At 67.2% G+C, this 12,502-nt stretch carries 12 protein-coding genes and 1 pseudogene; 6 read left to right on the forward strand and 7 right to left on the reverse strand.

Annotation, left to right across the window (positions count from 1 at the left end; translation table 11 throughout):
- Nucleotides 1-26 precede the first annotated feature (26 nt).
- Nucleotides 27-1,127 carry a YeiH family protein gene (locus AC1DXK_RS15415; RefSeq protein ID WP_457107742.1) on the forward strand — a complete coding sequence of 367 codons (1,101 nt, stop codon included), beginning with the start codon at nucleotides 27-29 and terminating at the stop codon, nucleotides 1,125-1,127.
- Nucleotides 1,128-1,855: 728 nt separating this feature from the next.
- Nucleotides 1,856-3,274 carry an MFS transporter gene (locus AC1DXK_RS15420; protein WP_477298266.1) on the forward strand — a complete coding sequence of 473 codons (1,419 nt, stop codon included), beginning with the start codon at nucleotides 1,856-1,858 and terminating at the stop codon, nucleotides 3,272-3,274.
- A gap of 142 nt (nucleotides 3,275-3,416) precedes the next feature.
- On the opposite strand, the gene AC1DXK_RS15425 is transcribed toward AC1DXK_RS15420, so the two are convergent.
- From AC1DXK_RS15425 to AC1DXK_RS15435, 3 genes and pseudogenes are all read right to left on the reverse strand, one after another.
- Nucleotides 3,417-4,169: an IS6 family transposase gene (locus tag AC1DXK_RS15425; RefSeq protein ID WP_477298268.1), complete on the reverse strand. Its 753-nt coding sequence runs from the start codon at nucleotides 4,167-4,169 to the stop codon at nucleotides 3,417-3,419.
- Nucleotides 4,170-4,585: 416 nt separating this feature from the next.
- A complete protein-coding gene (locus tag AC1DXK_RS15430) occupies nucleotides 4,586-4,828 on the reverse strand; it encodes a hypothetical protein (RefSeq protein ID WP_456687047.1) in 243 nt (80 codons plus the stop codon).
- 52 nt (nucleotides 4,829-4,880) lie between these two features.
- Nucleotides 4,881-5,192 (reverse strand): annotated as a pseudogene (locus tag AC1DXK_RS15435) (carboxyl transferase domain-containing protein); the annotation flags it as partial.
- 66 nt (nucleotides 5,193-5,258) lie between these two features.
- Here AC1DXK_RS15435 and AC1DXK_RS15440 point away from each other — a divergent pair.
- Nucleotides 5,259-5,960 carry an IS6 family transposase gene (locus AC1DXK_RS15440; protein WP_456686439.1) on the forward strand — a complete coding sequence of 234 codons (702 nt, stop codon included), beginning with the start codon at nucleotides 5,259-5,261 and terminating at the stop codon, nucleotides 5,958-5,960.
- A 33-nt stretch (nucleotides 5,961-5,993) separates the two neighbouring features.
- Here the strand turns inward: AC1DXK_RS15440 and AC1DXK_RS15445 are convergent.
- A protein-coding gene (locus AC1DXK_RS15445; protein ID WP_477298271.1) for an IS630 family transposase occupies nucleotides 5,994-6,940 on the reverse strand; the annotation gives its coding sequence in 2 pieces (ribosomal slippage) (nucleotides 5,994-6,595 and nucleotides 6,595-6,940; 948 coding nt in all).
- A 274-nt stretch (nucleotides 6,941-7,214) separates the two neighbouring features.
- Here AC1DXK_RS15445 and AC1DXK_RS15450 point away from each other — a divergent pair.
- Nucleotides 7,215-7,421: a SlyX family protein gene (locus AC1DXK_RS15450; RefSeq protein WP_457107717.1), complete on the forward strand. Its 207-nt coding sequence runs from the start codon at nucleotides 7,215-7,217 to the stop codon at nucleotides 7,419-7,421.
- Between the two features lie 43 nt (nucleotides 7,422-7,464).
- On the opposite strand, the gene AC1DXK_RS15455 is transcribed toward AC1DXK_RS15450, so the two are convergent.
- Complete coding sequence (locus tag AC1DXK_RS15455; RefSeq protein ID WP_457107718.1) at nucleotides 7,465-8,898, reverse strand: NAD-dependent succinate-semialdehyde dehydrogenase; 1,434 nt, start codon at nucleotides 8,896-8,898, stop codon at nucleotides 7,465-7,467.
- A 101-nt stretch (nucleotides 8,899-8,999) separates the two neighbouring features.
- Nucleotides 9,000-9,785, reverse strand: coding sequence for a class II glutamine amidotransferase (locus AC1DXK_RS15460; protein WP_457107719.1), 786 nt, complete (start codon nucleotides 9,783-9,785; stop codon nucleotides 9,000-9,002).
- Between the two features lie 321 nt (nucleotides 9,786-10,106).
- Here AC1DXK_RS15460 and AC1DXK_RS15465 point away from each other — a divergent pair, with 321 nt between their 5' ends.
- Nucleotides 10,107-10,499, forward strand: a complete 393-nt coding sequence (locus tag AC1DXK_RS15465; protein WP_457107720.1) for a response regulator — start codon at nucleotides 10,107-10,109, stop codon at nucleotides 10,497-10,499.
- Between the two features lie 233 nt (nucleotides 10,500-10,732).
- Here AC1DXK_RS15465 and rpsU read toward each other — a convergent pair whose 3' ends face one another.
- Nucleotides 10,733-11,068, reverse strand: a complete 336-nt coding sequence (gene rpsU, locus AC1DXK_RS15470; protein ID WP_457107721.1) for a 30S ribosomal protein S21 — start codon at nucleotides 11,066-11,068, stop codon at nucleotides 10,733-10,735.
- 222 nt (nucleotides 11,069-11,290) lie between these two features.
- Here rpsU and AC1DXK_RS15475 point away from each other — a divergent pair, with 222 nt between their 5' ends.
- On the forward strand, nucleotides 11,291-12,337 hold the full coding sequence (locus tag AC1DXK_RS15475) for a threonine aldolase family protein (protein WP_457107722.1): 1,047 nt from the start codon (nucleotides 11,291-11,293) through the stop codon (nucleotides 12,335-12,337).
- The last annotated feature ends 165 nt before the right edge of the window (nucleotides 12,338-12,502 follow it).

Genomic DNA, 12,502 nt, shown 5'->3' on the forward strand with positions numbered 1-12,502 from the left:
CTTCCGCCGCACAGGGAGGCCACCCCATGACCGCTAGGATTGCCGGCCCTGTCGCGGCGGGAGCCGCACCCGCCAACCGCGCCCCCGGATCCTCCTGGGCCAGAGCGGCCGGTAGCCTCCTGCCGGGGCTGCTTCTGTGCCTCGTCATAACCGGCGCGGCGCAGGCGCTGCAGGTCGGCGAAGAGCACCTGACCGGCCACCCCTACGTCGAGGCCCTGGTCCTCGCCATCCTACTCGGCACGGCTTTGCGCACCGTCTGGATGCCGGACGCGCGCTTCAAGGCCGGGATCGCCTTCTCGGCCAAGCAGGTGCTGGAGGTGGCCGTCACCCTGCTCGGAGCCTCGGTGAGCCTCGGGGCGATCGTCGCGTCGGGTCCTGCACTCCTGGCCGGCATCATCGGGGCGGTGGCGCTCACCATCCTGGCGAGCTGCGCCATCTGCCGCGCCCTGGGCCTGCCGGTGCGCATGGCGCTGCTGATCGCCTGCGGCAACGCGATCTGCGGCAATTCGGCCATCGCCGCGGTGGCGCCCGTCATCGGTGCCGACAGCCGGGACGTGGCGGCCGCCATCGCGTTCACGGCGGTGCTCGGCGTGCTGATGGTGCTCGGCTTGCCCCTGTTCGTGCCGTTCGCCGGCTTCAACGACCACCAGTACGGCGTATTGGCGGGGCTCACCGTCTACGCAGTACCGCAGGTGCTGGCCGCGACGCTCCCGGTGAGCCCGCTCGCCACGCAAGTGGGCACGCTGGTCAAGCTTGTGCGGGTGCTACTGCTGGGACCAGTGGTGCTGGCCTTGTCGCTGATTGCCCCGCGCCTGCCAGCGGAGGGAGCCACGGGCAAGGCCGCCCCGGGCCGGCCCGGCTTCTTTAAGCTGGTGCCGTGGTTCATCCTCGGCTTCCTGGCGCTTGCCACGCTGCGCTCGCTAGGGCTGATCCCGGATGCCTGGATCCTGCCGGCCTCTCGGCTCGCCGGCTTCCTCACGATCGTGTCGATGGCCGCGCTGGGCCTGGGTGTTGACGTGCGTGTGCTGGCTCAGGTCGGCGGCCGGGTGACGCTGGCGGTCACCGCCTCGCTCGCCGTGCTCCTCGCCATCGCCGTCCTGCTCATCCGAGGCCTTGGCCTTAGCTGAGACCGCGGATCGGAGCGTGAGCACTTTTAGCAAGAGTATATCGACCATTAGCATGCATCGGCCGGCGTAAGGCCTCTGATCATCAGTTACTGCATCCGGTTCAGGTCTGAACTAGAGACCGAGGAAACGATGCCGGTTCAGCCCGCTCCCGAGTGCTCAATCGAGGACGAAGCCTGTCTCTGTCGCAACGGCATCTTCGCCACCCGCGGCGCGGACCGACGCCGCTTTCTCCTTGCCTCTTTGCCGCGGGTTCCGGCGTCGCAGCCGCCCGGCAGCCTTTTCCATCGCGAACAGTGTCTTGGCGTGCCGGAAAAGTGCCTCCCCTCACGTGTTAGCCGGGCGCCGCGTGAACCCCGATCGAGCAACCGACCTCCCTCCCCTGTAGCTCGAAGTCGCGTGCACCTCTCGAGATGGCAGGTTAACTGACTTTCGGCTCATCGGACGCCCGCGAGAAATGTTCGTCTGCGCGAAGGCGGAGAAGAAACGCAGGAGATGGAGGTTGAAAGTTATAACTCAGTGCTATCCGCGCAAAAGAGAATTACATTTACTATTTCTGGGTAATATGAGAGAAATTCGAGCTGTCTAGAAAGCGAAACAGAGAAAAATGATGCATGACCGCCGACCTCTCCATTGGGGAGGCGGGAGGGCTTGCAGCCTCAACAAGCCGTATGAAGGCCGAAGGCAAATGCCTTGGGCGTCCGTGGAGCAGCGTCTAGGGAGAGACCACCATGCGCCTTGCCACTGACCCTCCGATCGGGACGGGGATCGAACTGACCGCTTCCGATCGGGTCGCCGCGGCGGCCACAACCGACATTGCCGGCCGCCTTGAACGGCTGCCGATGTCGGGCTACCAGCGGAAGATCTTCGCGATCATCGCCTCCGCGTGGCTTGTCGACCAAGTCGATGTCGCGCTTCTGACATTCCTGCTCGGTTCGATCGTCGTCGCCTTCGGGCTGACCCCTACCGAGGCCGGACAGCTTGCGGCGATGACGTTTGCCGGCCAGCTTATCGGTAACGTGATCGCTGGCACCGCGTCGGACAAGTTCGGGCGCAAGACCGTATTTCAGGTCACAATGCTGGTCTGGGGCTTCGCCAGCCTCGCCGCGGCTGCTGCTTGGAGCCTCACTGCCTTGATGGTCTGCCGCTTCCTGATCGGCGTCGGCGTCGGCGGAGAGGCGCCGGTGGCCCAAGCGATGGTCTCAGAGATCGTGCCAGCCAATGTGCGCGGCAAGTACATCGCTTTCATGGAGGGCTTCTGGGCGATCGGTTACGTGCTGTCGGGGGCGATCAGCTTCTTCGTCCTGCCCTATCTCGGCTGGCGCTGGGCGTTCGCCATCGTGGGTCTACTCTCGATGGTTGTGCTCGTGGTTCGCCGCTCCATGCCGGAGTCACCGCGCTGGCTCGCGGACAATGGTCGCCATGCCGAGGCAGACGCGGTTATGTCTATGATGGAGCGCGAGGTCGAGCGTGCCACTGGTCGTACGCTGCCGCCGGTTGCACCCTCCATCACGGCCGCGGCTTCCACGCCCGTGCCGCACCAGAACCCGATTGCGACGCTGTTCTCGCCCGAGTACCGCCTAAGGACGGTGATGGCCTTCGGGATGTGGTTCTTCGCCCTGATCGGCTTCTTCGGGCTCAACTCCTGGATCGCCGTGCTGCTCAAGGAGCGTGGCTTCTCGATCGTCGGCTCGGTGGGCTTCGTGACCTTGATCACGGTCGGCGGCATCCCGGGCTTCTTCACCGCGGCACTGATGCTGGAGAAGGTCGGACGCAAGGCTACGACGGCGGCGTTCCTGATCTGCGCGGCGGTGGCGGCCTACCTCTACGGCAACGCCGTCGACCAGACCTGGCTATTCGTCACCGGCTTCGTCATGCAGTTCTTCATGTTCGGCATGTGGAGTTGTCTCTACGCCTACACGCCGGAGCTTTATCCGACCCGGGCGCGAGCGACCGGGGCCGGCTTCGCCTCGGCTTTCGGGCGGATCGGCGCCATTCTCGGGCCGATGATCGTGCCGGTGCTGGTGCGGGATTACGGCCCGGCCACGGCCTTTCAGGTCGGCGCGGGTGGTTTTTTGATCGCCGCAATCCTCGTCCTCACGCTAGGCGTAGAGACCCGGGGCAAGGTGCTCGAAGCCGTCTCCCACTGAGGCTCAATTTATCCGGCGCGCCCGAACGTCGCGCGCTGGACCCGCTTCCCTACAACGGAGTCCTAAAATACCCGTCGTAGACATGCGGGGCTTGTCGCAAACCGTGGCGTAGGTAGCAGGAGTGGCCGGTTCAACCGCGGCTTCAGATTTCCTTAACCTTTTGAAGTCCGAAGCAGACCTCGAGCAGCCGGTTCTGCTCCCGGACGGTCCACGCGCCGGTAAAGCCGAAGCCTTTGCGCAGCCACAGCATGGCTTCCAAGCCGCAGATCGTGCGCCGGGTTGTGTGGAACGAACGGAAGCCGCCTACCCGCGGCATCGCCCGTTTCACCCGGAAGTGGTCGCTCTCAATCCCCTGTTGCAGGTGCTTGGTGACGTAGTGGACCGGCGTGCGCGGCAGCAGACCCGCCTCGCGGCTATCGGCGATGGCTGACGGGTACGGTCCAGCGCTATCGGTGCCGATGCGGTCCGGGGCGAGGAGCGGCTGATCCTGGAGCATCTTACGGAAGAACCGCTTGGCGGCGTCGAGGTCGCGGTGGGCGGTGAGCAGGAAGTCCACCGACGTGCCGTGCTTGTCGATGGCCCGGTAGAGGTAGCGCCACTCACCSCGCACCTTGATGTACGTTTCGTCGACCCCAATCGAGCCGCAGTGCGGCCGACGGAACTGGCGCAGCCGCTTCTCGATCAGCGGCGCGTAGGCCAGGACCCAGCGGTTCAGGGTGGAGTGGTCCACCTCCARRCCGCGTTCCAGGAACAACTCCTCGATGTCGCGGTAGCTCAGCGGGTAGCGCAGGTACCAGGAGACKGCCTGSACGWTGAGCGCGGCTTCGAARTGCCGGMCCCTGAAGTCGGCTTTGGCGCGCTGCTTGAGCTTGGCAGCGATGACAGACAGGATCATGGGCCGGCTCCGAAAGCGGAGCGGCAAGCTCGGCAGGTATGCCTAACGAGCCGTGAACGTCGGCCTATTCGCGTTTGCGACACGCCCGAAAAGCGGACGGGTAGCCCATATTGAAGATATTTGAGTCAGTACGGTCGGACTGCGAGTACATGGCCTGGCTATAGATCCGGCCGCCGATTCGCAGCCTCGGCATCATGTCCATGATTTCCCCGGCCGCACGAGGCCATATCCAGACCTGTCGATCGGCGTAGAAACCGCGACACTTAACCCGAGCGCAAGTCACGAGCACCGCTTACAATGGACCTTTGCGAACTCATTCCGATCCGTTTGGGGCAGGTCGTCGTTTGTTCAATGTCTATGTTTCACATTCAGTCTAAAGATCGTATTTAAGAATGTTAACTTTTTATTGACGTCGATTATTCGACGCCGCTGAGATCAATCGGACCGAATCCGGGAAAGGCCATTGCGAACAGATACCAGATCGGTGCCGGCTCCCCGGCATACGAGCGCTCGACCGCATCGACGCCGGTGCATAGACGGCGAAGGCTGGTTGCAGTGAGTGTGCAGGCTGAATAGCGGCAAGCTGGTTCGCGCGCATAAAAAGCTGATTGATCCTGCCAGATGCGCCAGCCACGGTAGTCCTGCTGCCATCGGATCACGGGCTTCGAACTCCCCTTCCCGGTCTGGCGACACGATGATGAGAATGCCGCCTTAGAGCGAGATGTTGTCGTGCTTCTTCCAGGACTGCTCCATCTTCTTGGTGCGGAGCATGCCCAGCGCCCGGGCGATCCGGCTGCGGGTCGAGTGCGGCATGATCACCTCGTCGATGTAGCCGCGCTCGGCCGCGACAAACGGGGACAGGAAGCGATCCTGGTACTCCCCGGTCCGGGCCGCGATCTTCTCGGGGTCGCCCAGTTCGCTCCGGAAGATGATCTCGACTGCACCTTTCGCGCCCATCACCGCGATCTGCGCGGTCGGCCAGGCGTAGTTCACATCGGCGCCGACATGCTTCGAGGCCATGACGGGGGCTTGTCACGTTGGCAAGGTCGCCGGCTTGCCGCGACCGATCCAGCATCGTAGCCGGGCCGCATGAGCCCGCTCTCGTACTCCGGCTACCGCTTTCCGCGCGACATCATCCAGCGCGCCGTGTGGATGTACCTGCGCTTCACCCTCAGCTTCCGCCATGTCGAGGAGCTCCTGGCCGAGCGCGGCATCATCGTCACGTACGAGAGCGTCCGCCGCTGGGTGCTAACCTTTGGTCCCGTCATCGCGCGCGGGCTACGAGCCCGGCGACCCAAGCCGCACACGCGCTGGCATCTCGACGAGGTGTTTGTGAAGATCGGCGGCCGGCAGATGTACCTGTGGCGGGCCGTTGATGCGGAAGGCGAGGTGCTGGACGTGCTGGTTCAGCCCAAGCGCGACAGGCGAGCGGCGCAGAAGCTGATGCGCAAGCTGCTGAAGAAGCAGGGGATGGCAACCGAGGCGTGGGTCACGGACAGGTGCCCGGCCTACGGCGCTGCGCTGCGTGACCTGAGGCTTCGCAGGGCGGATCACGTCCAGCGCAAGCGAGCGAACAATCGAGCCGAGAGCTCGCACGTCCCGGTGCGACGACGAGAGCGCAAGCTGCAGGGCTTCCAGTCGCCAGGCTCAGCCCAGCGGTTCCTGTCGATGCATGCAGCGACCTACAACACCTTCACCGTTCCCCGCCACCTCGTCTCAGCCCCCACGCACCGACTCTTCCGAGCCGAGGCGTTCGCGACGTGGCGCAGGGCGGCTAGCGTGGCGGCTTGAAACTAGAGCTGTTCCCACCTATGTAGCGACGGCCTAGTCGCCCTCATATCCGGCGGCGGTGATGCAGTTGCGGCATTCGTCTGGGGTGAAGCGGGTGAAGGCCTCGCGGATAGCAACCCAGAGGTCGGGCACGGTGCGGGCGGTTGCGGTTCGCAGCAGGTGCTTGAGCTTGGCGAAGATCTGCTCGATCGGATTGAACTCGGGACTGTAGGGCGGAAGGTACAGGACCCGCGCCCCCACCGCCTCGATGACTTCGCGCACGCCGGCGACTTTGTGGGCCGGCAGGTTGTCGAGGATGACGGTGTCCCCGGGTCGCAGCACCGAGACGAGGCTGTCGGCGACGTAGCTGCGGAAGCGGGCGCCGTTGGTGGCGCCATCGACGAGACTGAGCGCGCACAGGCCGGTGCTGCGCAGGGCGGCTGTGACGGTGGTAGTTTTGTAGTGGCCCTGCGGCACGAGGAGCCGGCACCGCTCACCGCACGGGGCGCGTCCGTAACGGCGGGCCATGTTGGTGGCGGCCGCGGTCTCGTCGAGGAAGACGAGTGTGTCCGGATCGAGATCAGGCAGGGCCTCGAACCAGGCTTGGCGGGCCTCCCTTACGTCGGCTCGCTCCTGCTCAGCCGCGTAGAGAGCCCCTTTTTGCGGGTGATGCCGTGGCGGGCGAAGAAGCGCGACAGGCCGCTCGTGCTGGTCTGCACGCCCTGCGCGGCCAGGGCGTCGCGCAACTCGCGCAGGAAGATCTCGGGCCGGGCTTCGTAGGTGGAGAGGATCCGATCGGCCTGCCCCTCAATGGCCGGAAGACGATCGTCGCCGCCCGTCGGCTTGGGCGCGACGTGGCCTTCCTGCGCGAACCGCTCCGACCAGCGGCTGGCACTCGACACGCTTACACCGAACCGGGCCGCCGCTCGATGGAAGGAGGCGCCCTCGGCCACGGCCGCCACGACACGCTCGCGCAGATCGACAGACAACGGTGAAGGCATCGAGGGCTCCTTCACCACTCAACGCGGCAAACCGCTAACCCGTCGCAACGCGGCCGGGCACGGCTCTAAGGCTTTGGCGGACCACTGACGGAAGGGCGCGGGCCGCCTCCGAGACTTATCCGGAGGGACGCGTCGACCAGGGCCGCCGAGGCCGCGACGCGCCGCGTTGGCATCTCCGTCGTCGGACTGCTTTCAAGGTAGAGACACGGATGCCGACAGGCCGACCCGTCCCGGTCGGGGACGGCTTTCGGCGCGGCACGACTGGAGGTCGGAGATGGACGAAGCCACGCGGATCGATCGCCTGGAAATGCGCCTGATGGAGCAGGACGCCACGATCGAGGACCTCAACCGGACCGTGACCGAGCAGTGGCGGCTGATCGACCGGCTGGCGCGGCAGCTGGACATGCTCCGGGATCAGGTGGAGGAGGCGGCCGCCCGGGCGTCGCCGCGGGGCTCGGAGCCGCCGCCGCCGCATTACTGAGGCGGGACGGCCGGCGCGCCGCGCAGGCGCACCGGCCGGCGTGTCAGAAGTTCGCCTGCGTGACGAACTTGGTGACCAGGTAGGCGTCCAGCGCCTCCGGGCCGCCCTCGCTGCCGTAGCCCGAATCCTTGACGCCGCCGAACGGCGTCTCCGGCAGGGCGAGGCCGTGGTGGTTGATGGAGATCATCCCGCTCTCGACCGTGTTCGACACCCGGGCCGCCCGCTCGGCGGAGCGGGTGTAGGCGTAGGCCGCGAGCCCGTAGGGCAGGCGGTTGGCCTCGGTCAGCGCCTCCTCGTCATCCGAGAACCGGTTGATCATCGCGACGGGGCCGAACGGCTCTTCCTTCATGAGCCGGGCGGTCAGCGGCACCTCGGTGAAGACCGTCGGCTCGAAGAAGTTGCCCTGGTTTCCGATGCGGTTGCCGCCGGCGCGCAGCGTCGCGCCGCTGGACTTTGCATCCGCCGTGAGCGCCGCGATGGCGTCGAGGCGCCGCGCGTGGACGAGGGGACCCATCTTGGTCTCGGGATCGAGCCCGTCGCCGACCTGAAGGGTCTTGGCGAAGGTGGTGAAGCCCTCGACGAAGCGGTCGAAGACCGAGTCGTGGACCAGGAAGCGGGTCGGCGACACGCAGACCTGACCGGCGTTGCGGAACTTCGACGGGGCGAGAACCGCGATGGCCTTCTCCACGTCGGCATCGCCGAACACGATCGCCGGGGCGTGGCCACCGAGTTCCATGGTGGCCCGCTTCATGTGCTCGCCGGCGAGCGCGGCGAGCTTCTTGCCGACCACGGTCGATCCGGTGAACGAGATCTTCCGGATCACCGGGTGCGGGATCAGGTAGGCCGAGATGGTCTCGGGGTCGCCGTAGACGAGCGAGAGAGCGTCGCCCGGAATGCCGGCATCCAGGAAGGCCCGCACCAGGGCGGCGCAGCTCGCCGGGGTGTCTTCAGGTCCCTTCAGGATCACCGTGCAGCCGGTGCAGAGGGCGGCCGAGATCTTGCGGACCGCCTGATTGATCGGGAAGTTCCAGGGGGTGAAGCAGGCCACGGGACCCACCGCCTCGCGCACCGCCACCTGCAGCACGCCGTCCGCGCGGGCCGGGATGACGCGGCCGTAGGCGCGCTTCCCCTCCTCGGCGAACCAGTCGATGATGTCCGCCGCCGCCAAAGTCTCGACGCGCGCCTCGGCGAGGGGCTTGCCCTGCTCCAGGGTCATGATCCGGGCGATCTCGTCGACCCGGGCGCGCAGCAGGTCGGCCGCCTTGCGCATCACCTTGGCGCGTTCGAAGGGGGCGACCTTCCGCCAAGCCGGGAATGCACGGGACGCGGCCGCCAGGGCCTCGTCGAGATCCGCCGTGGTGGCGACGGCGCATTGGCCGATCGTCTCGCCCGTGGCGGGGTTGAGGACCCCCAACGTGTCGCGGTCGGCACCCGCGCGCCAGCGCCCGGCGATGTGAAGCTCGGTATCCGGATACATCGGTCGATTCCCGCTCGGCCGCACCTTCGGCCGCAGGCGGAATGTGGCGATGTGGCGCGTCTCGGCAATCCCCGTGGCGGTATGGCTGGGGCGGCCTGTCGTCAGGCGGCCGCGCGGGCAGGCTCCGGAGCCTGCACGACCGTGGCCGTCCCGTGACGGGCACGCAGGGTTGCGCCCTTCGGCACCACCTGCCACCCCTCGCGGCAGCCGTCGATCGGCTCCGAGACCACGACGATGCCACCCGGCCCCTCGCGGAAGTACAGGCTCGGCGGACGACCGTCGCAGGCCCAGCGGTAGGCCGTGAGGGTCTCGCCGTCGGTGAGCAGCGCCGTAAAGCGCAGCGGCTCGCAGACGTTGGCGGCTTCCATCAGCTCGCGGACGGTCTTCAAGGTCCGCGCCATGGCGCCGACGGGATCGGCCTCCAGGCCGTTGGCCAGCGCCAGCAGGAAGATCGCCTCGGAATCGGTGCTGCCGCGGCGGTGGTCGTAATAGGCGTCCGGGATCAGCGCCTCGAGCCGGCGCTTGATCCGATGGTAGCCGCCGATCTGGCCGTTATGCATGAACAGGTGCCGGCCGTAGACGAACGGGTGGCAGTTCGCCCGGGCGGTCGCGGTGCCGGTCGAGGCGCGGACATGGGCGAAGAAGGTTCGCGCCCGGACCTGCCCGCAGAGGTTCACGAGGTTCTCGTCCGACCAAGCCGGGGAAATGTCGCGATAGACACCCGGCTCCGGCCGTTCGGCGTACCAGCCGATACCGAACCCGTCGCCGTTGGTTTCGGTCTTCCCTTCGTCGGCGTGCAGCGACTGATGCACCAGCGAATGGGTGGGCGCGCAGACGAGGTCGGAGAGGAAGACCGGCTCACCGCTATAGGCGAGGAAACGGCACATGTCGGACGATGATCCTTTCGCTGTGATCCGCACTCGATCCGATGCAACGCCGCGCCTCAGGCGGAGACGTTCCGTCGCAGGAGGTTAACAGTCGGTCCACGCCGGTGAACAGTTTCTTAACCGCACGGAAACTGCGCCATTTTCGAGCGTTCCGCATCAAAATGGGGCTGGCTGTTCGCAGGGCAGGCATGCCCCGTTCGAGCGACCCGACTCTTGTGAGCCGACTCATGTCAGGCCAGCATGGCCGAATCGGGGAATCAGAAGTTCGCCCCTGAGGCGACAGCCCGAGACGGGGCGACCTACCGGCAGCAGGAGAGTTTCATGGATCGCGCAACGCCCGATAGTTCCGGCCCCGTGGCCCTCGTCGTCGAGGACGACGCGGCGGTGCGCGACCTCGCGACCGCGGTGCTGGAGGAGACCGATCTCGGCGTGATCGCCTGCGACACTGCGGAGGCTGCGCTCTCGGTTCTGGAGCGGTCGGACGTCACCGTCGCGCTGCTCTTCGCCGATGTGCGGCTGCCGGGCGCGATGGATGGCGTGTCCCTGGCACAGGCGGTCAAGCGGCGCTGGCCGGGCGTGCGCGTGGTCGTCACCTCCGGGGCGAGCCGGGATGCACGGCTGCCCGATCAGGCCGTCTACATCCAGAAGCCGTGGCGAGCCCTCGACGTGCTGGTCCAGGCCGAGCACGCAACCATGGCCGCGAAGGCAGCCTGAGCCCAGGGCGCGAACCCGTACCGCGCCCCTTTCCGACATCACGCGCAGGGGCGCGACCGAGGGCGGCTCGACAGCGGCCCTCGTGGTTCAGTGCCGGGTCACGTCATTGTGCTTGCCGGATGGGGCCGGGGTCGGTCGCTGCAACCGCGGGTCCGGCGTCGCCCGGCATGCTCCAAAGAAAAAGCCCGACCGCTCGCGCGGGCCGGGCTCTCTCAAAACCGGTTCGGGGCAGCTCAGGCGGCGGGCGTCGTGCCGGCCGGGGCCTGACCGGCGGCGCTGCCGCCCGGGGCCTGCGTCGGAGACGGGGACGGGAAGCCGGGACGGCGGCCGCCGGCGGGGAAGCGGGGCTTCGGCTTCGGCGCGGCGATCAGGCCCTCGCGGATCGCGGTCTTGCGGGCCTGCTTGCGGGCGCGGCGGACGGCCTCGGCCTTCTCGCGAGCCTTGCGCACGGACGGCTTCTCATAAGCCTTGCGCTGCTTCATCTCGCGGAAGATGCCCTCGCGCTGCATCTTCTTCTTGAGGACGCGGAGCGCTTGATCGACGTTGTTGTCGCGAACGAGTACCTGCAACGGACTTGATCCTCTGGACCTGAAGTTCTGGGTTCACGCGGCCCGCCGCCGATCTGGAAACCGGCAACGTCCCTCGCCCGGATTGAACCCGGGAGGGACGGGAACGTCGGTTTCCGAATCGGCGTGGAGCTCACGCCTTGGCGGGGCTATTACACCAAGCGCGCACCAGTTCCAACCTGCCTGCGCGATCCATCTGCGCCGCCGCCGTGCTAGGTTGCGCGGATGAGACACGACGACTCGCAGCAATTCGCCAGCGACAACTACTCCGGCATCTGCCCGGAAGCCTGGGCGGCCATGGAGGCGGCCAACCGGGGCCATGCGCCGGCCTACGGCGAGGACGCCTGGACGGAGCGGGCCGCCGACGCGTTCCGCGACCTGTTCGAAACCGAGTGCGAGGTGTTCTTCGCGTTCAACGGCACGGCCGCCAACGCCCTGGCGCTGGCCGCGCTGTGCCAGTCCTACCACAGCGTGATCTGCGCGGACTCGGCCCACGTCGAGACCGACGAGTGCGGCGCACCGGAATTCTTCTCCAACGGCTCGAAGCTGCTGACCGTCCGGACCGAGGGCGGGAAGCTCACGCCGGATGCGATCCGCGGTCTGGCCCAGAACCGGAGCGACATCCACTTCCCGCGCCCGCGGGTGGTGACGATCACCCAGCCCACCGAGACGGGGCAGGTCTACACCCTCGCGGACCTGCGGGCGCTGTCGGCGACGTGCCGTGAACTGGGGCTCGCCCTGCACATGGACGGCTCGCGCTTCGCCAATGCCTGCGCGAGCCTCGGCTGCAGTCCGGCCGACATGACGTGGCGGTCGGGTATCGATGTCCTGTGCTTCGGCGGGACCAAGAACGGCATGCATGCCGGCGAGGCCGTGGTGTTCTTCGACCGGCGGCTCGCGGAGGATTTCGGCTACCGCTGCAAGCAGGCCGGCCAGCTCGCCTCCAAGATGCGGTTCCTCGCCGCCCCCTGGGTCGGCATGCTGGAGAGCGGCGCGTGGCTTAGGAATGCCGCCCACGGCAATGCCTGCGCCCGGCGTTTCGCCGAGGCGGTCGCCGGGCTGCCGGGGGTGCGGGCGCTGTTCCCCGTGGAGGCGAACGCCGTCTTCCTGACGATGCCGGCCACCACCATGGACGGGCTGCGCGCCCGCGGCTGGCGGTTCTACACCTTCATCGGGGGCGGGGCGCGGTTCATGTTCGCCTGGGATGCGCGGCCCGAGCGGGTGGACGCGCTGGTCGGCGACCTGCGCGCGCTGGCCGCCGCGGCGGCCTGAGCGGGTGGACACCGAAGTGCTGAGCCAACCCTTCAAAAGGTGTTTCGCGCGCTGGTGTCGAGTCTCCCTGAGGAGTGTCAACACGCTTGTGCGACGTGCGCACGGTCGTCCTTGCGAGCGCAGCGAAGCAATCCAGTGTCGCGCGACGCCTGCCGATGTCATGCT

It is taken from the genome of Methylobacterium sp. P3_A11, assembly GCF_056403155.1.

Coding starts and splice junctions, on each gene's coding strand:
- AC1DXK_RS15415 (WP_457107742.1), top strand. CDS start 27: ATGACCGCTAGGATTGCCGGCCCTGTCGCGGCGGGAGCCGCACCCGCC.
- AC1DXK_RS15420 (WP_477298266.1), top strand. CDS start 1,856: ATGCGCCTTGCCACTGACCCTCCGATCGGGACGGGGATCGAACTGACC.
- AC1DXK_RS15440 (WP_456686439.1), top strand. CDS start 5,259: ATGAGCCCGCTCTCGTACTCCGGCTACCGCTTTCCGCGCGACATCATC.
- AC1DXK_RS15450 (WP_457107717.1), top strand. CDS start 7,215: ATGGACGAAGCCACGCGGATCGATCGCCTGGAAATGCGCCTGATGGAG.
- AC1DXK_RS15455 (WP_457107718.1), bottom strand. CDS start 8,898: ATGTATCCGGATACCGAGCTTCACATCGCCGGGCGCTGGCGCGCGGGT.
- AC1DXK_RS15460 (WP_457107719.1), bottom strand. CDS start 9,785: ATGTGCCGTTTCCTCGCCTATAGCGGTGAGCCGGTCTTCCTCTCCGAC.
- AC1DXK_RS15465 (WP_457107720.1), top strand. CDS start 10,107: ATGGATCGCGCAACGCCCGATAGTTCCGGCCCCGTGGCCCTCGTCGTC.
- AC1DXK_RS15475 (WP_457107722.1), top strand. CDS start 11,291: ATGAGACACGACGACTCGCAGCAATTCGCCAGCGACAACTACTCCGGC.